Below are 21,934 nucleotides of genomic sequence, written 5' to 3'. Positions count from 1 at the left end.
CCGCGCGCAATTGACGCCAGGGAATCAGGGATTCCTCTTGACCTCCCGCAAGCCCCCCGCGCACGCCCGCAACAGCGGCGTCCGAGCCGCGCCGACCCGTCGTCAACCAGCCGATACCCGTCCGGGAACGGAGCCCGACGACTTGTCAGCCCCGCGGCCGCGGGGCCGGAACGGGCCGGTCGTACGGGCCGCGCACCGTGGCACAGATCACAGCCAGCACCGTCCCGCCCAAAAGGTATGCGTACAGGCTGATTCCGGACGAACTGAGCAGGAAGTCCCCTTCGGAGCGCGGGGCGCTGAGCAGGACGTAGGACAGGAACCAGCCGGCCGCCGCGGCGCCCACCCCGATGCCGCCGCCGAGGGCGATCCGGCTCCCGAGGAAGAGTCCGAGGAGGGCCGCCAGGGCCAGCAGCAGCCCACCCGGGAACCAGAGGTCCAGCGCGAGCCAGCCGGCCGCGCCGACCACCGCCCCGGCGACCAACAGGCCGAGGCAGCCCGCGATCCGGGCCGGCGTCAGCCCGCCGCCGGCCATCCCGCCCGTCACGCCGTCACCCCGGCGAACAGGTCGCGCTCTCGCTCGCCGGCCGGAGCGCCCGGCTCGCCCGCCACCAACTCGTAGTACTCGCGGGCGAACAGCGGCTGCGCCAGGTTGTTCGACAGGGCGAAGAAGGGCCGGTCCACGACGATCTGCGTGGCGTGCGCCCGCATCGCGGCCGCCTTCGCCGCCACCGACGCCTCGTCACCTTCGATCTCGGTGGTGATCCGCCGGTCGGCGATCACCCCCGGCACGTCCTCGGGCGCGGCCGGCTGCGGGAAGGCCGCCATGCCGCCGGCGGCCCGCAACGCGGCGAAGCCCTCCTCGACCACCGAGCGCGGCACCCGGTTCCAGTAGACCTTCGAGATCCGGTGCGCCTCGCCGAGGTCGCGCCGGTACGACGCCTCCTCGGCCAGCTCGGCGGCGCGGACGGCGACGCGGTGGGCCTGGATGTGGTCGGGGTGCCCGTACCCGCCGTCCGGGTCGTAGGTGACGAGCACCTGCGGGCGCAGCTCCCGGATCACCTCCACGAGGTACCCGGCGGCCTCGTCCACGTCGGCGGACCAGAAGGCCCCGGGGCGGAGGTTCTGCTCGGTGCCCATCATCCCGGAGTCGCGGAAGCGGCCGGGGCCGCCGAGGAACCGGTGGTCGGTGACGCCGAGTTCGGCCATGGCGGCGGCGAGCTCGCCGATCCGATGGGCACCGAGGGCGTCCTCGCGGTCGGCCGTCAGGTGGGCGAGCGCGGCCGGGATGACCTCGCCCTCCTCGCCGAGGGTGCAGGTCACCAGCGCGACGTGGGCGCCCTCGGCGGCGTACTTGGCCATGGTGACGCCGTTGTTGATCGACTCGTCGTCCGGGTGCGCGTGCACGAGGAGCAGACGACGGGCGGGAAGACCGTTCATGGGGTCAGCGTAGAGGGTGTCCCCCCGGCGCCGCCGGACCGGCCGCGGGCCGGCCCGACCGGGCGACCGCCTAGAACTTGAGGCCGCTGATCATGCCGGCCACGTTCGTGGTCAGCTGACTGAGGGTGGGGGCGATCGAAGAGCTCGCCAGATAGAAGCCGAGCAGCACACAGACGCACGCGTGCCCGGCCTTCAGCCCCGACCTGCGCACCAGCAGGAAGACGATGATCGCCAGCAGCACCACGGCAGAGATCGATAGTGCCACGGCGTTTCACCTCCACGTCGAGCGGACATCGGTTCGCGTACTCGTGCTCGGCGGACTCATACCCACCGTGCGCTACCGATCATAACTTTCCGTACCAGCGCATCGATCGAAATCCGGCAGCACGAGGGGCGCATGCCGCGCATGTTCAGGAGCACGGAAAGGCCGGCCGGGGGGCTCGTTCACCTCCCGGCCGGCTGTCGGCACCCGCACGGCCGCACGTCAGCCAGGCCGCACGGGCCAGATCTCGGGACAGAAACGGTCAAGTTGCCGCCGTGTAAACCGAGTTACGGTGGTGACGGCAGGGTTCACAGCGGTTTTCGGGGGTGGCGAGAAATGAGCGGTTGGCAGGGGCTGGCGCTGCTGATGTTCCGACAGGTACGGGCGGAACTCACCCGGATGGTCCATGCCGGGGCGCTCGACCGGGATCCCCGGCCGGACGCGAACAGCGCCGCCTGGCTCGTCTGGCACGTCGCGCGCGGCCAGGACCGGAACCTGTCGGAGCTCGCCGGGCTCCCCCAGGTGTACGTGGAGCAGGGCTGGGCGGCGCGTTTCGGCCGCCCGGCGGACCCCTCGGACACCGGCTACGGGCACACGCCCGCCGAGGCGGCCGCCTTCCGGGGCGCGGGCGCCCCCGGCGCGGCGGTGCTGCTGGGCTACCTGGACTCCGTACACGACCGGGTGGAGCGCTACCTGGCGGCGGCCCCGGCCGGGGACCTGGCCCGGACCGCCCCGAGCCCGACGCTCGGCACGGCCGAGTCCGTGGAGGCCCGGCTGGCCGCCCAGCTGGCGGACTCCCTGGCCCACGTGGGCCAGCTGGGCCTGCTGCCGGACTGACCGGGGGCGCGGGCCCCGGCTACTCCTTCGGCGGCGAACCGGGCACATCGGGGACATCGGGCACATCGGGCCCGCCGGGGCCGCCCGGCCCGACCGGCGGGGGTGCGGGCGGCGGCATGAGGTCTCCCGGTCCCGGGACCACCCGCTTCTCGGCCGCGAAGTGGCAGGCCGAGGGGTGGGCCGCCGGATGGGCCGCCCGGTCGGCCGCCGGATCCGCCACCCGGTCCGCCGCCGGACCCACCGCCGGGTCCGGCCGGAACGCCTCCGGGACCGCCAGCAGCGGGACCTCCTTCGCGCAGCGCTCCTCCGCCTTCCAGCAACGGGTGCGGAAGGGACAGCCCGACGGCGGGTTGGCCGGCGAGGGGACGTCCCCCGTGAGGATGATCCGTTCGCGGTGGGCGCGGGCCCGCGGGTCCGGGACGGGCACCGCCGAGAGCAGGGCCTGGGTGTACGGGTGGGTGGGGTGGTCGTAGATCTGGGTGTCGGTGCCGATCTCCACGACCCGGCCGAGGTACATGACGCCCACCCGGTCGGAGATGTGCCGGACGATCGAGAGGTCGTGCGCGATGAACACGTAGGACAGCCGGAACTCGCTCTGCAACCGCGCCAGCAGGTTGACCACCTGGGCCTGGACGGAGACGTCCAGCGCGGAGACCGGCTCGTCCGCGACGATGATCTCCGGCCGCAGGGCCAGGCCGCGGGCGATGCCGATGCGCTGGCGCTGGCCGCCGGAGAACTGGTGCGGGTACCGGTTGATGTACTCCGGGTTCAGGCCGACGACGTCGAGCAGCTCCTGGACCTTGCGGCGCCGGTCGCCCTTGGGCGCCACCTCGGGGTGGATGTCGAAGGGCTCGCCGATGATGTCGCCGACCGTCATGCGCGGGTTCAGCGAGGTGTACGGGTCCTGGAACACCATCTGGATGTTGCGCCGGACGGCCTTCAGGGCGCGGCCGGACAGCCTGGTGATGTCCTCGCCCTTGTAAGCGATCGAGCCGGCGGTCGGGCGTTCCAGGTTGACCAGCATCTTGGCGACGGTGGACTTGCCGCAGCCGGACTCGCCGACGATGCCGAGGGTTTCACCGGCCCGCAGCTCGAAGGAGACTCCGTCGACGGCCTTGACCGCGCCGATCTGCTTCCGGAAGAGGATGCCCTGCGTCAGCGGGTAGTGCTTGACGAGGTCGCGCACTTCGAGGATCGGCTCAGGCACCGACGCACTCCTTCCAGAAGAAGCACGCGCTGGCGCGGTCCGGGGCGACCTCCGCCAGCGGCGGCACCTCGGCCCGGCAGGCGGCCCGGGCCATCGGGCAGCGCGGGTTGAAGGCGCAGCCGGGCGGGATGGCGAGGAGGTTCGGCGGCAGGCCCTTGATCGCGTAGAGCTCCTGGCCCTTCTGGTCCAGGCGCGGGATCGAGTCGAGCAGGCCGCGGGTGTACGGGTGGGCGGGCGCGGCGTAGATCTCGTGGACGGGCGCCGACTCGACGATCCGGCCCGCGTACATGACGGCGATCTTGTCGGCGACGTCGGCGACGACCCCGAGGTCGTGGGTGATCAGGATGAGGCCCATGTTCAGCTCGCGCTGGAGCTCGGCGAGCAGGTCCATCACCTGGGCCTGCACGGTGACGTCCAGTGCGGTCGTGGGCTCGTCGGCGATGATCAGGGAGGGTTCCAGGGCCAGCGCCATGGCGATCATGATGCGCTGGCGCATGCCGCCCGAGAACTGGTGCGGATAGTCCCCCACGCGTTCCCTGGCCGCCGGGATCTTCACCCGCTCCATCAGCTCGACGGCCTTGGCCCGGGCGGCCTTGCGGGACATCCCGCGGTGGACCTCGTACATCTCGCCGAGCTGCGCGCCCACGCTGAGCACCGGGTTCAGCGAGGACAGCGCGTCCTGGAAGATCATGGCCATGCCGGCGCCGCGGATCTTCCGGCGCTCGTCCTCCTTCATCTTCAGGAGGTCCTTGCCCTTGAACAGGATCTCGCCGCCCGCGATCCGGCCCGGCGGCGTGTCGAGGATGCCCATCACGGCCTGGGCGGTCACCGATTTGCCCGAGCCGGACTCGCCGAGCACGGCGAGGGTCTCGCCCTCGGCCACCGAGTAGTTGACGCCGTTGACGGCCTTGGCGACCCCGTCCCGCGTACGGAACTCCACGTGGAGGTCGCGGACTTCGAGCAGCATGGTGCCCACTCCTCAGCGCAGCTTGGGGTCGAGGGCGTCGCGCACCGCGTCGCCGAGCATGATGAAGGCGAGCACGGTGACGCTCAGCGCGCCGGCCGGGTAGAGCAGCATGTGCGGGGCGTTGCGGATCTGGGAGGCGGCGTTGGAGATGTCGATGCCCCAGGAGACGGTGGGCGGGCGCAGGCCCACGCCGAGGAAGGACAGGGTGGCCTCCAGGGCGATGTACGTGCCCAGGGCGATGGTGGCGACGACGATGACGGGCGCGACCGCGTTGGGGGCCACGTGCCGCAGCAGCATCCGGCCGTTCCCGGCGCCGAGGGCCCGGGCGGCCTGGACGTAGTCGTTCTGTTTGGCGGTGATGACCGAGCCGCGGGCGATGCGGGCGAGCTGCGGCCAGCCGAGCAGCACGATGAAGCCGACGACCGGCCAGACGGTGGTGCTGGTGACGACGGACAGGAAGACGAGGCCGCCGAGGACGACGGGGATGCCGAAGAAGATGTCGGCGACCCGGGAGAGCAGCGAGTCGCCCCAGCCGCCGAAGAACCCGGCGAGCCCGCCGAGGGCCGAGCCGAGCAGGGCCGCGCCGACGGTGGCGCAGATGCCGACGGTGATGGAGGCGCGGGCTCCGTAGACGGTGCGGGTGTAGACGTCGCAGCCCTGGGTGTCGTAGCCGAAGGGGTGGCCGGGCTCGGCGCCCTGCTGGGACTTGGACAGCTCGCACTGGAGCGGGTCGCCGCTGGCGATGAGCTGTGGCCAGATGGAGATGACCACGAGGAAGAGGATCACCAACGAGGCGATGACGAAGACCGGGTTGCGGCGCAGCTGGTGCCAGGCGTCGGACCACAGGGAGCGGGCCTTCTCCCGCGGCCCGGGCCCGGTGGGGTCGTCGCCCAGGGGCTTTTCGAGGCTTTCGGCCTCGTCCAGCGCGAGGTCTATGGGCCCTCCCTGGCCGGTGGGCGCGATGGCTTCTCCCTTTCCGGGCTGCAGCGGGTCGTAGGCGGGGGGCTCGTAGCGCTCGGGCGGCTCCGGCCGCTCCGGCTCAGGCATAACGGATCCTCGGGTCCAGGACCGCGTAGAGCAGGTCGACGAGCAGGTTCGCCACCAGGAAGACGATGACGAGGATGGTCACGAAGCCGACGACCGTCGGCGAGTTGTTGCGCAGGATGCCCTGGTAGAGCTGGTAGCCGACGCCGTGGATGTTGAAGATCCGCTCGGTGACGATGGCGCCGCCCATCAGCGCGCCGATGTCGGTGCCGATGAAGGTGACGACCGGGATGAGGGAGTTGCGCAGCAGGTGCCGGGTGACGACCCGGTGGCGCGGCAGGCCCTTGGCTGTGGCGGTGCGGACGTAGTCGGCCTTGACGTTCTCGGCGATGGAGGTGCGCGAGAGCCGGGTGACGTAGGCGAGGGAGACCAGCGCGAGGACGATGCCGGGCAGGATCAGCTCGTTCAGCGGGGCGTCCGGGGAGACGGTGGGGCGCACCCAGCCCCATTTGACGCCGAAGAGGTACTGGAGCAGGTAGCCCGTCACGAAGGTCGGCACGGAGATGACGACGAGGGTGAGCACCAGCACGGAGGTGTCGACGGACTTGCCGCGGCGCAGGCCGCTGATCACGCCGAGGGTGATGCCGATGACGATCTCGAAGAAGATCGCGACGAGGGTCAGGCGCAGGGTGACGGGGAAGGCGGAGGCCATCAGCTCGGTGACGGGCTGGCCGTTGAAGGCGGTGCCGAAGTCGCCCTGGAAGATCTGGCCCATGTAGTGGAGGTACTGCTGCCACAGGGGGCGGTCGAGGTAGAGGTCCTTGCGGATGCGCGCCGCGGTGGCCGGGTCGGGCGCCTTGTCGCCGAAGAGGGCCGCGACGGGGTCGCCGAGCGCGTACACCATGAAGAAGATCAGGAACGTGCTGCCGATGAACACCGGGATCATCTGGAGCAGCCGCCGGATCACATAACGTCCCATGGACTGCTCCAGGATCGATCCGACGGTGGGTCAGCTGACCTTGATCTCGTTGTAGACGGGGACGCTGAACTGGTTGAGCGCCACGTCGGTGAGGCGTTCGGCGTAGCCGGCGCTGCCGTTCTGGTACCAGAGCGGGATGGACGGCATCTGCTGGACGAGGATCTTCTCGGCGTCCTGGAACTTGGTGATGGCCTTGGCCGCGTCGCTCTCCTGGTTGGCCTCGTCGACGAGCTTGTCGAAGTCCGGGTTGCTGAACTTCCCGTAGTTGGAGGAGGCGCCGGTGTAGTAGAGCGGCTGAAGGAAGTTCTGGATCAGCGGGTAGTCGGCCTGCCAGCCGGAGCGGAAGGGGCCGGTCAGCTTGAAGGAGCTCTGCTGGTTGCGGAAGTCGGCGAAGGTGCCGACCGGGTTGACCGTGCAGACCGGGCCCTCGCCGAGCGCGTTGTTGATGCTGTTGCAGACGGCGTCCATCCAGTCGCGGTGCGAGCCGGTGTCCACGTTGGAGGTCAGCGTGACCTTGCCGCCGGGGAGCCCGCCGGCGTCCTGGATGAGCTTCTTGGCCGCGGCCGGGTCGTACTTGCAGGCGTCGCCGCAGAGCGTGGCGCTGAAGCCGCCCTTCTGGCCGAGGGCCGGGGAGGTCCAGTCCTTGGCGGGGGTGCGGGTCTCGCGGAAGATCTGCTTGGTGATCTCGTCGCGGTTGATCGCCATGGAGATGCCGCGGCGGACGTTCTCCATGCCCTCCTTGCTCCACTGCGGGTCGTACAGCGGGAAGGTGAGGGTCTGGATGATCAGGGCCGGCTGGTTGATGTACCGGTCGCCGAGGTCGTTCTTGACGTTCTTGAGCTGCTGCGCGGGAACGTCGTCGACGAGGTCGAGGTTCCCGGAGATCAGGTCCGTGTAGGCGGTGTTGTTGTCGGTGTAGACCTTGAGGTCGACTCCGCTGTTCAGCGCCTTGTCGGGGCCCGGGTAGCCGCTCCAGGCGCGCAGCTTCATGCCGGTGCCCTTGGTGTACGAGTCCACCAGGTACGGGCCGTTGCCGACCGGCTTGTTCAGCCAGCCGGCGTGGTCGGTGAAGAAGGCCTTGGGCAGCGGGGAGAAGGCCTGGTAGCCGAGGGTCTCGGGCCAGGTGGAGAACTTGTTCTTCAGGGCGACCGTGAACGTCTTGGGGTCCTTGACGACCAGTCCGGACATCGTCTTGGCCTTGGGCTCACCGGAGGCGGGGTGTACGTCCGCGTAGCCGACGATGTCGGAGAAGAACGGGGAGTTGTTCTGCTTGTTGCGCACGTCGGCGCCGTAGTTCCAGGCGTCCACGAAGGACTGGGCGGTGACCGGCTCGTCGTTGCTGAACTTCCACCCGTCCTTCAGGGTGATGGTGAAGTTCTGGCTGTCCGTCGTGTCGATCTTGTCGGCGATCATGTTGAGGGCCGCGCCGGTCTTCGGATCGTACCGCTTCAGGCCCCGGAAGAGCATGTCGAGGACCTTGCCGCCCTGCACCTCGTTGGTGTTGGCCGGCTCCAGCGGGTTCTGCGGGTCACCCCACGAGGAGCTGACGACCCCCGCGCCGCCGCCACCGCCTCCGCCGCCGTCGCTACCGCCGCCGCAGGCCGTCGCCGCGAGGGCGACGGCCACCGCACATGCGGCCCACTTGGCGTGGGTGGCTCCGCGCATGGAGTGCCTCCTAGGGGTCCCAAGTCTCACTTAGGGGCCAATGTCACCCTATGAGGGGTCCCATACACCTCCGGTTGGACCGATTGCACCCTCGCGTCACGCGGCTGCCACCCGTGGGAGTGACAGCGTGGCGGACCCGAACGCGGCACACCACCGAGAATCAGTCAGAAGGTCACCCCAAGCGGGGCGAATGAGCCATTCCACCTCAAGCTCCCTCAGCCACCACCTACCACACCCTTTCATGCATTAGAGTTGGTCAATTTCTCTTTCATTCCAATTGAAAAGGCGACAAGATTTTAATCCCTTGACACCCCGAGAAACGCCAACCTAGGATCACAAAAGGCCGAACAACGGCCCTTGCAATTCGGAATGAGGAGCCCAGAATGACCTCTGCAACACTTCTCTCGACTCCGACGATGGACCTCTCTGATTTCGACCTCGAAATTCAGACGGTCCTCACCGGCGACCCGAACACCCCGATCACCCCCGTGGCCCGATTCACCTCGGTCACCTGCGAGCCCGCCAACACGACCAACAACTTCGCGCAGGGCAACGTACAGGGCCCGATCTGCTGTTAGTCGCCGGCCTGCGGAGCACGGAGCTCCGCTAAGGGGCCGCCGCGCCCATCCTTGGCGCGGCGGCCCTCAGCGCTCAGAAAGTGCTCTCCATATGACATCCGTAAATTACTTCCAGGCCACCGAACCGATACTCCTCAGGATTTCATCGCTCGCGCCGGACGGACTCCGCTCCAGCCCTCCCCGATCCGGAGACGGCGAACTCCCCGACAGTGAGCAATTAATTTCCTACATCCAGGAAATGATGAAGGACGATTTTTTTCGGGAAGCCGTCGCCGTGTCCAGCGTCTCATTGGCTTCGGCGCTCGCCAAAGTGGAACGCCGTGCGGTGATGAGCCGGAAGAACCTTCTGAGCACGGCCGTCTCTCTCACCCGCTACTTCCTGCGCATCACGGGGCGCCCCACGCCGTTCGGACTGCACGCGGGCGTGGCCGAGGTGCGGACGGGTGACCGGGCGCGGGCCGTGTTCACCGGTACCGCGCGAAAGGCGGTCCGCCTTGACGCGGGCTGGCTGGCCGGCGCCGCAGACTCCTGGCTCGCCCTGCCTGCGGTACGGCGAGCCGTCGACGTCGTGGCCAACGACCTGTGCACTGTCCGCGGGGACCGACTCGTCCTGCCCTACGTGACGGCCTCCCCGGTGGACGGCACCCCGGCCACGGGCCGGGAACTCTCCTTGCGCCACACCACCCTGACGGCCTGGATACGCGACCGCGCACGGACAACCCTGAGATATGGGGATCTACTCGCGGATGCTGTCAAGGTCTTCCCCACAGCGGGCGAGGAGCGGCTGGACGGGGTTCTGCTGTCCCTGGTCCGCAGCGAGGTCCTCCTGACTTCGCTCTCTCCCCGTCTGATCGACGAGAAGTTCCTGGCTCGCACGATGTCCGTGCTCGGCCCCTCCTCCGACGAGGCCGCCGGCCTGCGCGACGTACTGTCCGCTCTGGTCGACTACCGCTCGGCTCCACCCGGCGACGGCGCCGGAGCGTGGACGGCCTTGGAGGACGCCGGGCGGGCTGTCCACCCCGACGGCCGGTCCGTCGCGCAGGTGGACCTGCGGTCTCCGGCCGAGGTCGAACTGCCCCGGGCCGTTCTCGCGGAGGCCGAGGCGTACGCCGGAGCCCTTTGGCGGATCGCCCCCGAGGGCAAGTCGCACCGCCGGATGCGCGCGTACTACGAGGCCTTTGTCGAGAAATACGGGGAAGGCGCCGCCGTCCGGCTGCCAGACCTGATCGATCCGCATCGTGGCCTCGGGTACCCCAGCGGCTACCTCAACCCCCGGGTGAGCAACGATCCCCGACTGTACGTCCACGAGCGGGCGCTGGAGGGCGAGAGACCGGGCGACCGGCTGGAGCGGATCGCCGCCCTTATTCAGCGGGGCGTTGTCAACCCTGACCGTGAACTCGTCCTCTCTGACGAAGACATCGCCCGGATCACCATCGACTCACGCCCCAGTGCGCTGCCACACTCCCTGGACCTGTGCTTCCAACTCCTCGCCGACAGCGCCGAGGGCATCGACGCGGGCGACTTCCGGCTGTTGGCCTCGCCCATGGTCGGCGCGGGTCTCGCGGGGGCCACGGCGGCGCGTTTCGCCTACGTCAGCAGGACCGAGGAGGCCGTCGCCCGGCTCGTGGATCCGGCCGGGGCCGATGACGCGATCACTGCTCAGGTCGTCTTCCGGCCCCAGATCCCACGGCTGCTCAACGTCGTGCAGGTGCCAGAGCTCACCCGGTACGACATACCTGTCGGCGCCTTCCCGGCCGGCAACGGCAACAGGCACATCGACTGGAGAACCCTCGTTGTGGAATCCGACGGCGAACGCCTGCGCCTGCTCCTGCCGGACTCCGGCCGCGAAGTGCGTCCCGTCGTGCCGCACATGCTCTCCATGTCATCTGTCGCCCCCAACCTCGCCCGGTTCCTCGGCGAGCTCCGATTCACCGGTGAGCGCAAGGTTTGGCAGCCCTGGGACTGGGCCGGCTACGGCCTCTCGCCCTGGCAGCCCAGGGTCCGGATCGGAAAGGTCGTCGCTTCGCCGCTGACCTGGCGGCCGAGCCCGGAGATGCGCCACCTGACGAACCAGAGAGACGACTGGAGTCGGGCCGTCGACCACTGGCGCCGGGAGGTGCGGGTAGACGATGAGGTCACGGTCGTCAGCGGCGACAAGGCATACGGCATCGACCTGCGCGACTCGTTCCACCGTGAGGTCTTGCGCCGCGACCTCGCGCGCGAGGACCTCGTCCTCACCGAGACACCGCGGGCCCTGGGGTTCGGGCACGGCTGGTCAGCCGGGCGGAGCAACGAGATCTGCATACCCCTGGTCGCCCACCCGCCCCGGCCGCCCCGCGCGCCGCACGTGCCCGTGGCTGCGAAGACGATCTGTGTGCCGGAGCGGCACCCGGTCGGCAGCCTGTGGACCAGCATCCACATCCACGCCGTCCTTGAGGCCCACGACGCCCTCGTGCGTGGACTCGGCGACCTGACCGCGCAGGTCACCGATACAGTCGACCGCTGGTTCTACCTGCGCTACTTCTCCCCGGAGCCGCATGTGCGCCTGCGGCTGCGCTCGCCGGACGCGGCCTCGGCCGCAGTCGTGCGCCAGATCGTCCTGGAACACCTGCACCGCGCACGGGAGACCGGGCTGCTCCGAGAGTTCAGCGCGCAGGCATACGAGCCGGAAACAACGCGGTACGGCGGACCGCGGGCTCTGGACGCGGCAGAGGAGGTTTTCTGCCGGGACAGCCGGACGGCCGTCGCGCAGCTCACCCTGCTCGGTTCCGGCCGCAGCCCGGTCCCCCTCCACCTGATGCTGTGCGCCGGGCACGCGATGCTGCTGGAGTCGCTCGGCGACTGGGACTGGCGGGGCTGGGCCGCTCGCCAGTTCCCGAAGTGCACGGATGGCTCCGTGACGCGGGGCGACGTCGAGGCAGCGGCCCGGTTGATCCAACCGGGCCGGACCGCCGCGAACCTGGCGGCCGCCTGCGGGATCCCCGGGATCGAGACGCTCTGGCGGGAACCGAGCGGGCTCGGCCGCGAGTTGGGGCTGTCCGGCGATGCCGGCCACCGGGCCGACCGCAGACGCGACACAGCACTGGTCAGTCTTCTCCACATGCAGCACAACCGGCTGATCGGCAACGACCTGGCGAGCGAATCCCGGGCAATCGTGCTGCTAGGACACGTGGCACGGCAGCAACTCGGCCGGGCCCTGAACGGGAAGACGCAGTCATGACACCGACGACCCTGCCTCCGGCGCCACTGCACCACGACGCCGCGCGGCGCGTCGCGGACACGATCGCCGGACGGCTCGCCGACGCCGGGGCCGTCGCTGCGGCCACAGGCGTGCCTGGCGTGTTCACCTCCTCGGAACTGCACTGGAGCCCGCCTTCCCTGGGCCGGGGCCACGCGGGAATCTCGTTGTTGTTCAGCTCTCGCGTCACGCGGGATCCCGTCAATGCCGCACTCGCCCACGGACACCTCGCCCGTTCTGAGGCTCTTCGGCAGGAGGCCGACAGGACGGAAGTCGGCCTGTACGGGGACGTCTGCGGTCTCTCCTTCGCGATGGAGTGCGCACGCCGAGCCACGGGCGGCTACGGCAGGGCCCTCGCATCCCTGGACCCACAGGTGGCGGCTCAGGCGGACGGCTGGTGCGAGCTGGTACGCCGGGAGCCCCGGGGCACCATGAGCCGGTACGACGTTATCAGCGGGCTGTCCGGTTTCGGCCGGAGCCTGCTGCTTCGGGGCGGCACCTGCCGTGACTCTCTCACCCGAGTCCTCGAAACGCTGGTGGCGATGGCCCGATCCGTCGGAGACCCGGAGACGGCAACGCCGCCGGGGCTGTGGGCCGACGGGCCGCCCTCCAGCGACGGGCGCGGCTCTGCCTCCGTCCGGGAGCACGGCCACTTGAACCTCGGGATCGCCCACGGAATCACCGGTCCGCTCGCTCTGTTGGCCCTCGCTCACCGGGAAGGCGTCGTGGTGAAAGGACAACGCGAGGCCGCCGAGCAGCTGATCTCGGTGCTCGGACGATTCGAGGAAAACGACGCGTACGGGCCCTTCTGGCCCGGGATCGTTTCGAGGGAGGAGTGGTTCGCCGGTCGGGTGGAGGGCATTCACCGCCCCCGCCCTTCCTGGTGCTACGGGACCCCCGGCGTGGCCCGCGCGCTCCAGCTGGCAGGGGAGAGCTTCGGCTGGCCGGACCAGGTGGAAAGGGCTCGCCGGGCCGTGGCCGCCCTGGCGGGTACACCGCTCTCCGGCTGCGGACTCGTCGAGTCCGGCTTGTGCCACGGCCTGGCGGGCACCCTGCACATGTTGGGGTACTTCACCGAACCCTCGCCCGAGCCCGGCGTCATCTGCGGCATGCGCGACGATCTGGCCGCAGCGATCGTCGCCCGCTTCCGCCCGGAGTACGCCTTCGGCTATCGGGTGGAGATGCTCAACTCCCCCGTGGGCGGCGACTTCCCCGGGTTCCTGGAGGGCGCGGCCGGCATCGCCCTGGCACTGGACGCCTACGCGGACGGCGGTGCGAGTTCCCTCTGGGACGCCGCCCTGCTGGCGACATGAGCGGGGGAGCCGCCATGACCCTTACTCCCGAACCTCCCACTCCCGCCGAACCGGTGCCCGGAACCGACGGCCTCACCCTGCCTCAGTTTCTGCGCTGTACGGCCGACCGGTACAGCACTCCACACACCCCCGCCGACCCGCGGCTCGCACGCCTCGGAGACGTGTTCATCGCAGCAGGCCTGGCTGCGCTGCACCGGGCGGCAGCCGGGCCGAGCTGGTCGGAGTTCAGGCTCCGCCCTGTCGGCGCGGACCGCGGGGAGCTGTACGCGCGGATAGTCCGCCTTGGCCGCGAGGCGCTGGACACCGGGGAGATCGACGCCTTCTTCTTTGTTCACAAGGCCCCAGGCCTGCGCCTGCGATTCCGGACGGGACCGAACGCAACGGCGGAACCCGACCATCTGGCGGCGCCCAGCGTATGGCAGGACCAAGGCTGTGTCGCGAGCTGGTCCGCAGCCGTCTACGAGCCCGAGGAGCACCTGTTTGGCGGGCCGGTCTCGATGGACAGCGTGCACCGGATCTTCACCGCCGACTCCCTCCTGTGGGCCGAGCAGCACGCCTCGGCCGTACGCACCGGCCCGCCCTGGGCCCTGTCCCTGCTGATGACCCGCGCCCTCTTCGAGGAACTGGGTGTGTCCGGCTGGGAGGACCGCGAGATCTGGGACCTGTTGCGCCGACGGGCACACCGCCGGTTCGCCGGGGAGCCGCCGCTGTCCTGGCAGCGGACCGCCGAGAGCCTGGGCCGCTTGTGGGCGGACCCGGAGCGTCTGCGTTCGCTGCTGGATCCGCAGCGCCTGGAGGCGCTCGGCGAGTACCGCGCGGCCGTGCGCCACGCGTGCGCCCACTGGCAGGAGACGTACTTCCAGCGCCCCGGTGCCCGCGTCGGCCCGCGGGAGGCAGCCGCCTTCCTCGTCGTCCACCACTGGAACCGGGCACGCCTGCCCATGGAACGTCAGATCGCCGTCACTGAGGCCCTGTCGGGCCCCGAGAACCTGGCGGTGCTGTGAGCCCCCGCAAGCGGAACACGGAGCCGGCCGCGCAGGAACACGTCCCGGCGGGACAGCTGCTGGAGCTGTTCCGTCCGTATCGCAAACAGGCGGCGCTGATCCTGCTGACCATCCTCGCGGACGCCGTGGCCTCCGCCGCTTGGCCGTTCCTGCTGCGTGGCATCATCGACACCGCCCTGCCGCAGAACCGGGTGAGGCTCCTCACGGTGCTGGCGCTGGGCATCCTCACGATTTGCGTGCTGACGAACGTCCTGGACGTGGTCCGCGGTTCCCTGGCGACCCGGACGGGTCAGGCCGTCATGCACAAGGTGCGGACCCGGGTCTACGACAGGCTCCAGGGCATGTCACTCGGCTTCTTCACCCGCACCGGGGTCGGTGACGTCCAGTCCCGGGTGGTCAACGACGTGGGCGGGATGCAGGCGACGGTGACCTCCACCGCTACCTCCGTGGTCACGAACGCAACCGGCGTCGTGGCGGTCTTGGCCGGGATGCTGCTGTTGGACTGGAAGCTGACGAGCTTCTCCCTCCCCCTTCTCGTGGCCTTCGTGTGGGTCAGCCGACGGGTGGGCCAAGAGCGCCGGATGGTCACCGGCGAACGGCAGGAACAGCTCGCGGTAGTGGGTGGCACGGTCACCGACTTCCTGTCCGTGGGCGGAATTCTGCTCGGCCGCACCATGGGGCGCCGGGAGCAATTGTTGGACGCCTTCGCCGCCGAGTCCCGGCGGCTCGGAGCGCTGGAAACCCGCACGGCGCTGGCCGGCCGCTGGCGGATGTCCTCCATCGGTATGGTGATGGGGGCGATGCCGGTACTCCTGTACTGGGCGGCGGGGGTGCTGTACGGGCTGGGCGGCGGCGCGCCGTCCATCGGGACGCTTGTCGCGTTCGTGACCCTCCAGCAGGCACTGGCCTGGCCCGCCACCCAGCTGATGAGTGCCGGTGTGCAGATCCAGTCCTCCTTGGCAGTGTTCCAGCGCATCTTCGCCTACCTGGACCTGGAGGAGGAGATCCCCGAGTCTGGGGCGCCGGTGACGCTATCCGCGCCGCGCGGCGAGGTTCGTTTCGAGTCCGTCGGCTTCCGCTACGCCGATGGTCTGGACCCGGCGCTGCGGGACGTCACCCTGTCCGTGCCAGCGGGCAGTAGCGTGGCACTGGTGGGCCCGACGGGGGCGGGGAAGACCACGCTCGGGTACCTGGTGCCGCGGCTCTACGACGTGTCCGCAGGCCGGGTAACCATCGACGGGGTCGACGTCCGGGACCTCTCCGTCCGGTCGCTGTCCCGAGCGGTGGGTGTGGTGTCGCAGGAACCGTACTTCTTCAACGCGTCCGTGGCGGACAACCTGCGCTTCGCCCGTCCGTCCGCGACCGACGCCGAGATCGAGGAAGCGGCCCGCGCGGCACAGATCCACGACTTCGTGATGTCGTTGCCCGACGGGTACGCGACCCGGGTCGGAGAGCGTGGCCACAGGTTCTCCGGCGGGGAACGGCAGCGGCTGGCCATCGCTCGCGTGCTGCTGCGCGATCCGGCGGTGCTGGTCCTCGACGAAGCGACGAGCGCCCTCGATACGAAGACCGAGGCGGCCGTCCAGCGAGCGCTGGAGGCACTGTCGGCCGGCCGGACGACGTTCACCATCGCGCACCGCCTGGGAACCGTGCGGAATGCGGACCTGATCGCGGTGTTGGACAACGGCCGCGTGATCGAGAGCGGCACGCACGAGGAACTCCTGGCACGCGGCGGCCGGTACGCCGAACTGGTCGACTACGACAACAAGGAAGCGGAGAAGACATGGAGCCGGTGACCTTGACCAGCGAGCGGCTGGCGTTCAGGCCGCTGGAGCCGAGGGACGCCCCGGTGATCGCGGGTGCCTGGCGGGATCCGGCGATCCGCCGGTGGACTACGGTGCCGGAGCCGGGTACCGAGGACCAGGCCATGGCATTCGTCTCCCGTACGTGTGCATCCGGCTGGGCCGACGACACCAACTACATCTTCGGGACGCATGTCCGGGAAACCGGCGAACTCATCGGCGTAATCGGCGTGTTCGGGCTCAGTTGGGTCTGCCGCTCCGAGAACCTCGCGTCCATGGGCGCCTGGGCGGTTCCCGGCCAACGAGGGCTGGGCTACACCGTGGAAGCCGTCCGCCGGGTGGCGCGCTGGGTGTTCGAGGACCTGCGGATGGATCGGGTAGAGAGCGTCATCGAGGTTGGCAACGACGCCTCGCTGGCCGTCGTGCGCAAGGCGGGCTTCGTCCTGGAGGGCACCTTGCGTTCGCGCGTCATCCAGCACGGGACCCGCAGGGACGCCTGGCTGACGTCCCTGCTGCCGCAGGACGCCGGGGTGGCACCGCAGCTCCCCTACAGTGAGGGGCGGATGAGCCCCCCCGCCGCTCACCCTGCGAGCTCCCAGGTGTCAACCGCGTAGTGCAGGGCCATACCGTGCGCCTCGTAGAGTCCGAGCGCACCGGTTTCATTGAGGGTGTCCACGCTCAGTCCCACCGACCGGCGACCTCGGGCCGCGTAGGCGGCGAAGCCGTGACGCAGGAGGAATCCCCCGATGCCCCGGCCGCGGACGTCCGCGCGGACGCCGATGTGGCTGAGCCAGCCCATGCGGGTGCGGTCGTCGCGGGTGAGGAGCACGGCAACGTCGCCTTGGACGGGCAGGGAGGCGATCCAGACCAGGGACCAGTCAAGGGCGCCGATGTGGTCCAGCCAGGATTCGTACCCGCGTACCACGTGTCCGAAGTGAGCAGCGAAGCTGTCCTCGATCAAGGCGTGGGCCCGGCGCCGGTCGACCTCGTCGTTCGCGCAGTCGCGCAGGGTGACCCCGGTGGGCGGGGCGGGGGGCAGGTCCGTGTCAGGGTCGAGGGCTCGCGTCATCACCTGGTGGCGGCGGACGGTGCGGTAGCCACGGTCGGCAAGCAGGGAGAGGTCGAGGGTGGGTTTCACGTTGAGGTGGATGCGCAGGCGGGTCTCGGAGGCGACGGCGGCCATGACCCGGGCCCGGACCTCCATCAGCTCCAGGAGCCGTACGGCGGCCTCGGGGTCGCCGGGCAGCACGTAGTGGTCGCCGTCGACCCGCCCGGGCCCGGCGTCGGCCCAGACCAGCGCGTAGGCGACGAGCCGGCCGGCCCGGAAGGCGAGCCAGGAGTCCCTGGCCAGGTCGACGCCGGGGTGGTGCAGGTCGGCCTTGACCGTGCCGAGGTCCGTTTCCGGTCTGCCGATCTCGATGACGTCGACGGCGTTGAGCAGAGCGCAGATGTCGGACGCGTCCCCGGGCCCGGCGGGTCGGACGGTCAGCATGTCGGTCATCGGCCCACTGTCGGTGGCGGCGGGCCCCGAAGGCAACCGGTTTCCGTGCCCGCCCACGCGTCAGGGCGCCCGGTACCGGAACGATCCGGTACCGGGCGCCCTGACAAGACGTGCGTCCCGCGGGAGATCAGACGGCCAGGACGGCCTTCTCCTCCGCGAAGTGGCACGCCGACTCGTGCGCGGCCAGGGTGTCCAGGCCCTTGAAGCGCTCCGGGATCGCCAGCAGCGGCTCCTCGACGGAGCACTTCTCCTGGGCCTTCCAGCAGCGGGTGCGGAAGCGGCAGCCCGACGGCGGGTTGGCAGGCGAGGGGACGTCACCGGTGAGGATGATCCGCTCGCGGCCCTCGCGGGCGCCCGGGTCCGGGACCGGGACGGCCGACAGCAGCGCCTGGGTGTAGGGGTGCGTCGGGTGCTCGTAGATCTCGGCGTCGGAGCCGATCTCGGCCATCTTCCCGAGGTACATGACGCCCACGCGGTCCGAGATGTGCCGGACGATCGAGAGGTCGTGCGCGATGAAGACGTAGGACAGGTCGAACTCGTCCTGGAGCTTCTCCATCAGGTTGATGACCTGGGCCTGCACCGACACGTCGAGCGCGGAGACCGGCTCGTCGCAGATGATGATCTCCGGGTTGAGCGCGAGGCCGCGGGCGATGCCGATGCGCTGGCGCTGGCCGCCGGAGAACTGGTGCGGGTACCGGTTGATGTACTCCGGGTTCAGGCCGACGACGTCCAGGAGCTCCTGAACCTTGCGGCGCCGGTCGCCCTTCGGGGCCACCTCGGGATGGATGTCGAAGGGCTCGCCGATGATGTCGCCGACCGTCATGCGCGGGTTCAGCGAGGTGTACGGGTCCTGGAACACCATCTGGATGTTGCGGCGGACGGCCTTCAGGGCCTTGCCGGACAGCTTGGTGATGTCCTGGCCCTTGTAGAAGACCTCGCCGGCGGTGGCCTTCTCCAGGCTCATCAGCAGCTTGGCGACGGTGGACTTGCCACAGCCGGACTCGCCGACGATGCCGAGGGTCTCACCGCGGTAGAGATCGAAGGAGACCCCGTCGACGGCCTTGACCGCGCCGACCTGCTTCTTGAACAGGATGCCCTGGGTCAGCGGGAAGTGCTTGACCAGGTTGCGCACCTGGAGGATCGGCTCGCGCTCGGTGGCGTTCTTGGTGAGCTCAGCCATGGAGCTGCTCCTTCCAGAAGTGGCACGCGCTGCCGCGGCCCGGCATCTCGGTGCCGTCCTGCTCGGTGACCGAGTGCAGGACCGGCACGTCGGTGCGGCAGACGTCCTGGGCCTTCGGGCAGCGCGGGTTGAACGCGCAGCCGCTCGGGATGTTCAGCAGGTTGGGCGGCAGGCCCTTGATCGCGTAGAGCTCCTGGCCCTTCTGGTCCAGGCGCGGGATCGAGTCGAGCAGGCCGCGCGTGTACGGGTGCGCGGGGCGGCTGTAGATCTCGTGGACCGGGGCGGTCTCGACGATCCGGCCGCCGTACATGACGGCGATCTTGTCCGCGACGTCGGCGACGACGCCGAGGTCGTGGGTGATCAGGATGAGGCCCATGTTCATCTCGCGCTGGAGCTCCGCGAGCAGGTCCATGACCTGGGCCTGGACCGTCACGTCGAGAGCCGTGGTGGGCTCGTCGGCGATGATCAGGTCGGGCTCCAGGGCCATCGCCATGGCGATCATGATGCGCTGGCGCATACCGCCGGAGAACTGGTGCGGGTAGTCACCCACGCGCGCCTTGGCGGCGGGGATCTTCACGCGGTCCATGAGCTCGACGGCCTTGGCCGTGGCGTCCTTCTTGGACATCCCGCGGTGGACGCGGAACATCTCGCCGAGCTGGGCGCCGACGGTGTGCACCGGGTTCAGCGAGGACAGCGCGTCCTGGAAGATCATGGCGATCTTCGAACCGCGGACCTTGCGGAACTCCTCGGTCGGCAGCTTGAGCAGGTCGGTGCCCTGGAACAGGATCTCGCCGTGCGGGATCTTGCCCGGGGGCATGTCCAGGATGCCCATGATGGCCTGCGCCGTCACGGACTTGCCGGAACCGGACTCGCCGAGGACGGCGAGGGTCTCGCCCGCGCTCACGGAGTACGAGACCCCGTTCACGGCCTTGGCGACACCGTCGCGGGTGTGGAACTCGACGTGCAGGTCGCGCACTTCGAGAAGGGGGGTGCCCTCCGGCGCCGATCGGGGCGCGGGGACGTTCGAGGTCTTGTCGATGATGGTCAACGTACGCCCTTCCTCAGCGCAGCTTCGGGTCGAGGGCGTCGCGCACCGCGTCGCCGACCATGATGAACGCGAGCACGGTGATGCTCAGCGCTGCGGCCGGGAAAAGGAGCACGTGAGGTGCCTGCAGCCAGCGGACGGAAGCGTCACTGACCATCAAGCCCCACGAAATCTCTGGCGGCTGGACGCCGATACCCAAGTAGGAAAGTGACGCCTCGGCCCCGATGTACACACCGAGGCTGATGGCGCCGACCACGATGACGGGGGCGACGGCGTTCGGCAGGATGTGCCGCATCGTGATGCGCAGGCTTCCCGCGCCGAGTGCGCGAGCAGCCATCACATAGTCGTTGTTCTTGTTCTGGAGAACCGATGACCTCATGATGCGGAAGATCTGCGGCCAGCCGAGGGTCGCCATGACAACCGAAACGGTCCAGGCGTTGCCCGTGCCGAGACCCGACATGATCAGCATGCCGCCGAGGAGCAGCGGGATGGCGAAGAAGATCTCGGTGAAACGGGACAAAATGCTGTCAACGAAGCCACCGATCCAGCCGGCTATCAGACCGAGGACGCCACCGACCACGACGACGAGGCTTGTGGTCACGATGCCGACGATCACGGAGTTGCGGGTGGCCCACACCGTGCGGGTGTAAACGTCGCAGCCCTGGACGTCGAAGCCGAACCAGTGGTCACCACTGGGAGGCCTGAGGGAGTCCTGCAACTTGCATGTGGCGCTGGACCCGAACGGGCTGGCGTCGGTGAACCACTGCGGCACGACGGAAAGCACGAGCAGGCACACCACCAGGAATGCGCCGACCAGGAACACCGGGTTGCGGCGCAAGTCGGACAGGGCGTCAGACCAGAGGCTGGCGACCCGCTCTTTCTTCTCGGTCCGTGCGCCCGGCGCGCCGGTCGGGGGGGCGCTGGCGGTCTGGGTGTCGGCCATCTTGTCACCCGCCGTGGTTGTGTCACGCATAGCGAATCCTCGGGTCGAGCACGGCGTACAGAAGGTCCACAGCCAGGTTCGCAACGACGTAGACGAGGACGAGGAGGGTCACGACTCCCACCAGGACCGTGCCCTGCTGCAAGTGAATGGACTGGGCGATCAAGCCGCCGATGCCGTGGATGTTGAAGATGCGCTCGGTGATGACGGCACCCCCCATGAGGGAACCCAGGTCGGCACCGAGGAAGGTGATGATCGGAATCAGCGCGTTGCGCAGTGCGTGGTTCACGACGACGCGGCGGCGAGGGAGGCCCTTCGCCGTTGCCGTGCGCACGTAGTCCGATCGCATCGTCTCCATGAGACTGGTACGAGTCAGTCGCGCCACGTACGCCAGCGAAGCGGAGGCGAGTACGAACGCGGGAAGAATGTACGCGCGGAGGCCGTCCGACTCGTTGAAGGAAACAGCGAAGAAGTCGATTCCCCAACTGTTCTTGAGCTGGACGCCGAGCGAGAGCTGCAGAACGAAGCCGGTGACGAATACCGGGATGGAGATGACCATCAGGGTGGAGAGCAGGACCAGTTGGTCAAGGAACTTGCCCCGGCGGAGAGCTGCCATGACACCTGCGGTCACGCCAACGCCCGCTTCGATGATGAAGGCGACGATGGCGAGGTTCATTGTGTAGGGGAACGCATCGGTGATGAGGTCCAAGACCTTGCGGCCGTTGAAAGTCTCACCGAAGTCACCCTGGAACACGTTGCTGATGTAGTTCCAGTACTGCGCCAGGAAGGGGTCGTTGAGGTGGTACTTCTCACGCAGCATCGCCGCGACGAGCGGATCGGCCTTCTTCTCTCCGGCCATTGCCTGAATCGGGTCGCCGGGGAGCCAGAAGGTCAATACGTAGATCAAGAACGTGGCACCGAGCAGCACAGGGATCGCCTGTACGAGTCGGCGGATGAGGTAGCGGCCCATCAGACCTCCAACGGAAGAGCAGGGG

At 69.3% G+C, this 21,934-nt stretch carries 20 protein-coding genes; 7 read left to right on the top strand and 13 right to left on the bottom strand.

What is annotated here, in order from left to right:
• Nucleotides 1-145: 145 nt before the first annotated feature.
• From EES41_RS23735 to EES41_RS23725, 3 genes are all read right to left on the bottom strand, one after another.
• Nucleotides 146-544, bottom strand: a complete 399-nt coding sequence (locus tag EES41_RS23735; RefSeq protein WP_123080232.1) for a DUF6113 family protein — start codon at nucleotides 542-544, stop codon at nucleotides 146-148.
• Nucleotides 541-1,437 carry an N-acetyl-1-D-myo-inositol-2-amino-2-deoxy-alpha-D-glucopyranoside deacetylase gene (gene mshB / locus EES41_RS23730; protein ID WP_123080231.1) on the bottom strand — a complete coding sequence of 299 codons (897 nt, stop codon included), beginning with the start codon at nucleotides 1,435-1,437 and terminating at the stop codon, nucleotides 541-543. Before mshB ends, EES41_RS23735 begins: the two co-directional genes overlap by 4 nt.
• Nucleotides 1,438-1,507: 70 nt before the next feature.
• Nucleotides 1,508-1,702 (bottom strand): hypothetical protein, encoded by a 195-nt coding sequence (locus EES41_RS23725; protein WP_008737225.1) that lies wholly within the window; start codon nucleotides 1,700-1,702, stop codon nucleotides 1,508-1,510.
• A 333-nt stretch (nucleotides 1,703-2,035) separates the two neighbouring features.
• Between EES41_RS23725 and EES41_RS23720 the strand changes: the two genes are divergently transcribed.
• Nucleotides 2,036-2,536 (top strand): DinB family protein, encoded by a 501-nt coding sequence (locus EES41_RS23720; protein ID WP_164495936.1) that lies wholly within the window; start codon nucleotides 2,036-2,038, stop codon nucleotides 2,534-2,536.
• A gap of 19 nt (nucleotides 2,537-2,555) precedes the next feature.
• On the opposite strand, the gene EES41_RS23715 is transcribed toward EES41_RS23720, so the two are convergent.
• Genes EES41_RS23715 through EES41_RS23695 form a run of 5 tightly spaced genes read right to left on the bottom strand, consistent with a single transcriptional unit; the run spans nucleotide 2,556 to nucleotide 8,338 of the window.
• A complete protein-coding gene (locus EES41_RS23715) occupies nucleotides 2,556-3,743 on the bottom strand; it encodes an ABC transporter ATP-binding protein (RefSeq protein WP_123080229.1) in 1,188 nt (395 codons plus the stop codon).
• On the bottom strand, nucleotides 3,736-4,710 hold the full coding sequence (locus tag EES41_RS23710) for an ABC transporter ATP-binding protein (protein ID WP_123080228.1): 975 nt from the start codon (nucleotides 4,708-4,710) through the stop codon (nucleotides 3,736-3,738). Before EES41_RS23710 ends, EES41_RS23715 begins: the two co-directional genes overlap by 8 nt.
• 12 nt (nucleotides 4,711-4,722) lie before the next feature.
• Nucleotides 4,723-5,757: an ABC transporter permease gene (locus tag EES41_RS23705; RefSeq protein ID WP_245252342.1), complete on the bottom strand. Its 1,035-nt coding sequence runs from the start codon at nucleotides 5,755-5,757 to the stop codon at nucleotides 4,723-4,725.
• Complete coding sequence (locus EES41_RS23700) at nucleotides 5,750-6,673, bottom strand: ABC transporter permease (RefSeq protein WP_008737237.1); 924 nt, start codon at nucleotides 6,671-6,673, stop codon at nucleotides 5,750-5,752. Before EES41_RS23700 ends, EES41_RS23705 begins: the two co-directional genes overlap by 8 nt.
• Before the next feature lie 30 nt (nucleotides 6,674-6,703).
• A complete protein-coding gene (locus EES41_RS23695) occupies nucleotides 6,704-8,338 on the bottom strand; it encodes an ABC transporter substrate-binding protein (protein ID WP_123080227.1) in 1,635 nt (544 codons plus the stop codon).
• Nucleotides 8,339-8,754: 416 nt separating this feature from the next.
• Here EES41_RS23695 and EES41_RS41580 point away from each other — a divergent pair, with 416 nt between their 5' ends.
• The 6 genes from EES41_RS41580 to EES41_RS23670 all read left to right on the top strand — a co-directional run bounded on the left by EES41_RS41580 (nucleotide 8,755) and on the right by EES41_RS23670 (nucleotide 16,887).
• Entirely contained in the window at nucleotides 8,755-8,916 is a 162-nt protein-coding gene (locus EES41_RS41580; protein WP_164495935.1) for a hypothetical protein, read from the top strand.
• 91 nt (nucleotides 8,917-9,007) lie between these two features.
• Nucleotides 9,008-12,136 (top strand): lantibiotic dehydratase, encoded by a 3,129-nt coding sequence (locus EES41_RS23690; protein ID WP_123080226.1) that lies wholly within the window; start codon nucleotides 9,008-9,010, stop codon nucleotides 12,134-12,136.
• Nucleotides 12,133-13,467 (top strand): lanthionine synthetase C family protein, encoded by a 1,335-nt coding sequence (locus EES41_RS23685; RefSeq protein WP_123080225.1) that lies wholly within the window; start codon nucleotides 12,133-12,135, stop codon nucleotides 13,465-13,467. Before EES41_RS23690 ends, EES41_RS23685 begins: the two co-directional genes overlap by 4 nt.
• A 14-nt stretch (nucleotides 13,468-13,481) precedes the next feature.
• Nucleotides 13,482-14,471: a thiopeptide-type bacteriocin biosynthesis protein gene (locus EES41_RS23680; protein WP_164495933.1), complete on the top strand. Its 990-nt coding sequence runs from the start codon at nucleotides 13,482-13,484 to the stop codon at nucleotides 14,469-14,471.
• Entirely contained in the window at nucleotides 14,468-16,267 is a 1,800-nt protein-coding gene (locus EES41_RS23675; RefSeq protein WP_123080223.1) for an ABC transporter ATP-binding protein, read from the top strand. Before EES41_RS23680 ends, EES41_RS23675 begins: the two co-directional genes overlap by 4 nt.
• Nucleotides 16,255-16,887 carry a GNAT family N-acetyltransferase gene (locus EES41_RS23670; protein WP_123080222.1) on the top strand — a complete coding sequence of 211 codons (633 nt, stop codon included), beginning with the start codon at nucleotides 16,255-16,257 and terminating at the stop codon, nucleotides 16,885-16,887. Before EES41_RS23675 ends, EES41_RS23670 begins: the two co-directional genes overlap by 13 nt.
• Here the strand turns inward: EES41_RS23670 and EES41_RS23665 are convergent.
• The 5 genes from EES41_RS23665 to EES41_RS23645 all read right to left on the bottom strand — a co-directional run bounded on the left by EES41_RS23665 (nucleotide 16,854) and on the right by EES41_RS23645 (nucleotide 21,909).
• On the bottom strand, nucleotides 16,854-17,774 hold the full coding sequence (locus EES41_RS23665; protein WP_037790886.1) for an N-acetyltransferase: 921 nt from the start codon (nucleotides 17,772-17,774) through the stop codon (nucleotides 16,854-16,856). The two genes, EES41_RS23670 and EES41_RS23665, sit on opposite strands and share 34 nt — an antisense overlap.
• A gap of 127 nt (nucleotides 17,775-17,901) precedes the next feature.
• Nucleotides 17,902-18,954, bottom strand: coding sequence for an ABC transporter ATP-binding protein (locus tag EES41_RS23660; RefSeq protein WP_008737258.1), 1,053 nt, complete (start codon nucleotides 18,952-18,954; stop codon nucleotides 17,902-17,904).
• A complete protein-coding gene (locus tag EES41_RS23655) occupies nucleotides 18,947-20,002 on the bottom strand; it encodes an ABC transporter ATP-binding protein (RefSeq protein WP_008737259.1) in 1,056 nt (351 codons plus the stop codon). The genes EES41_RS23660 and EES41_RS23655 overlap by 8 nt, the downstream gene beginning before the upstream one ends.
• 13 nt (nucleotides 20,003-20,015) lie before the next feature.
• A complete protein-coding gene (locus EES41_RS23650; protein ID WP_008737261.1) occupies nucleotides 20,016-20,972 on the bottom strand; it encodes an ABC transporter permease in 957 nt (318 codons plus the stop codon).
• Nucleotides 20,965-21,909 carry an ABC transporter permease gene (locus EES41_RS23645; protein WP_008737263.1) on the bottom strand — a complete coding sequence of 315 codons (945 nt, stop codon included), beginning with the start codon at nucleotides 21,907-21,909 and terminating at the stop codon, nucleotides 20,965-20,967. Before EES41_RS23645 ends, EES41_RS23650 begins: the two co-directional genes overlap by 8 nt.
• Nucleotides 21,910-21,934 lie beyond the last annotated feature (25 nt).

Source organism: Streptomyces sp. ADI95-16 (genome assembly GCF_003721495.1).
Lineage (GTDB): Bacteria > Actinomycetota > Actinomycetes > Streptomycetales > Streptomycetaceae > Streptomyces > Streptomyces goshikiensis.
The sequence above is the reverse complement of the archived record's forward strand: the minus strand, read 5'-3'. Positions and strand labels throughout refer to the sequence as shown.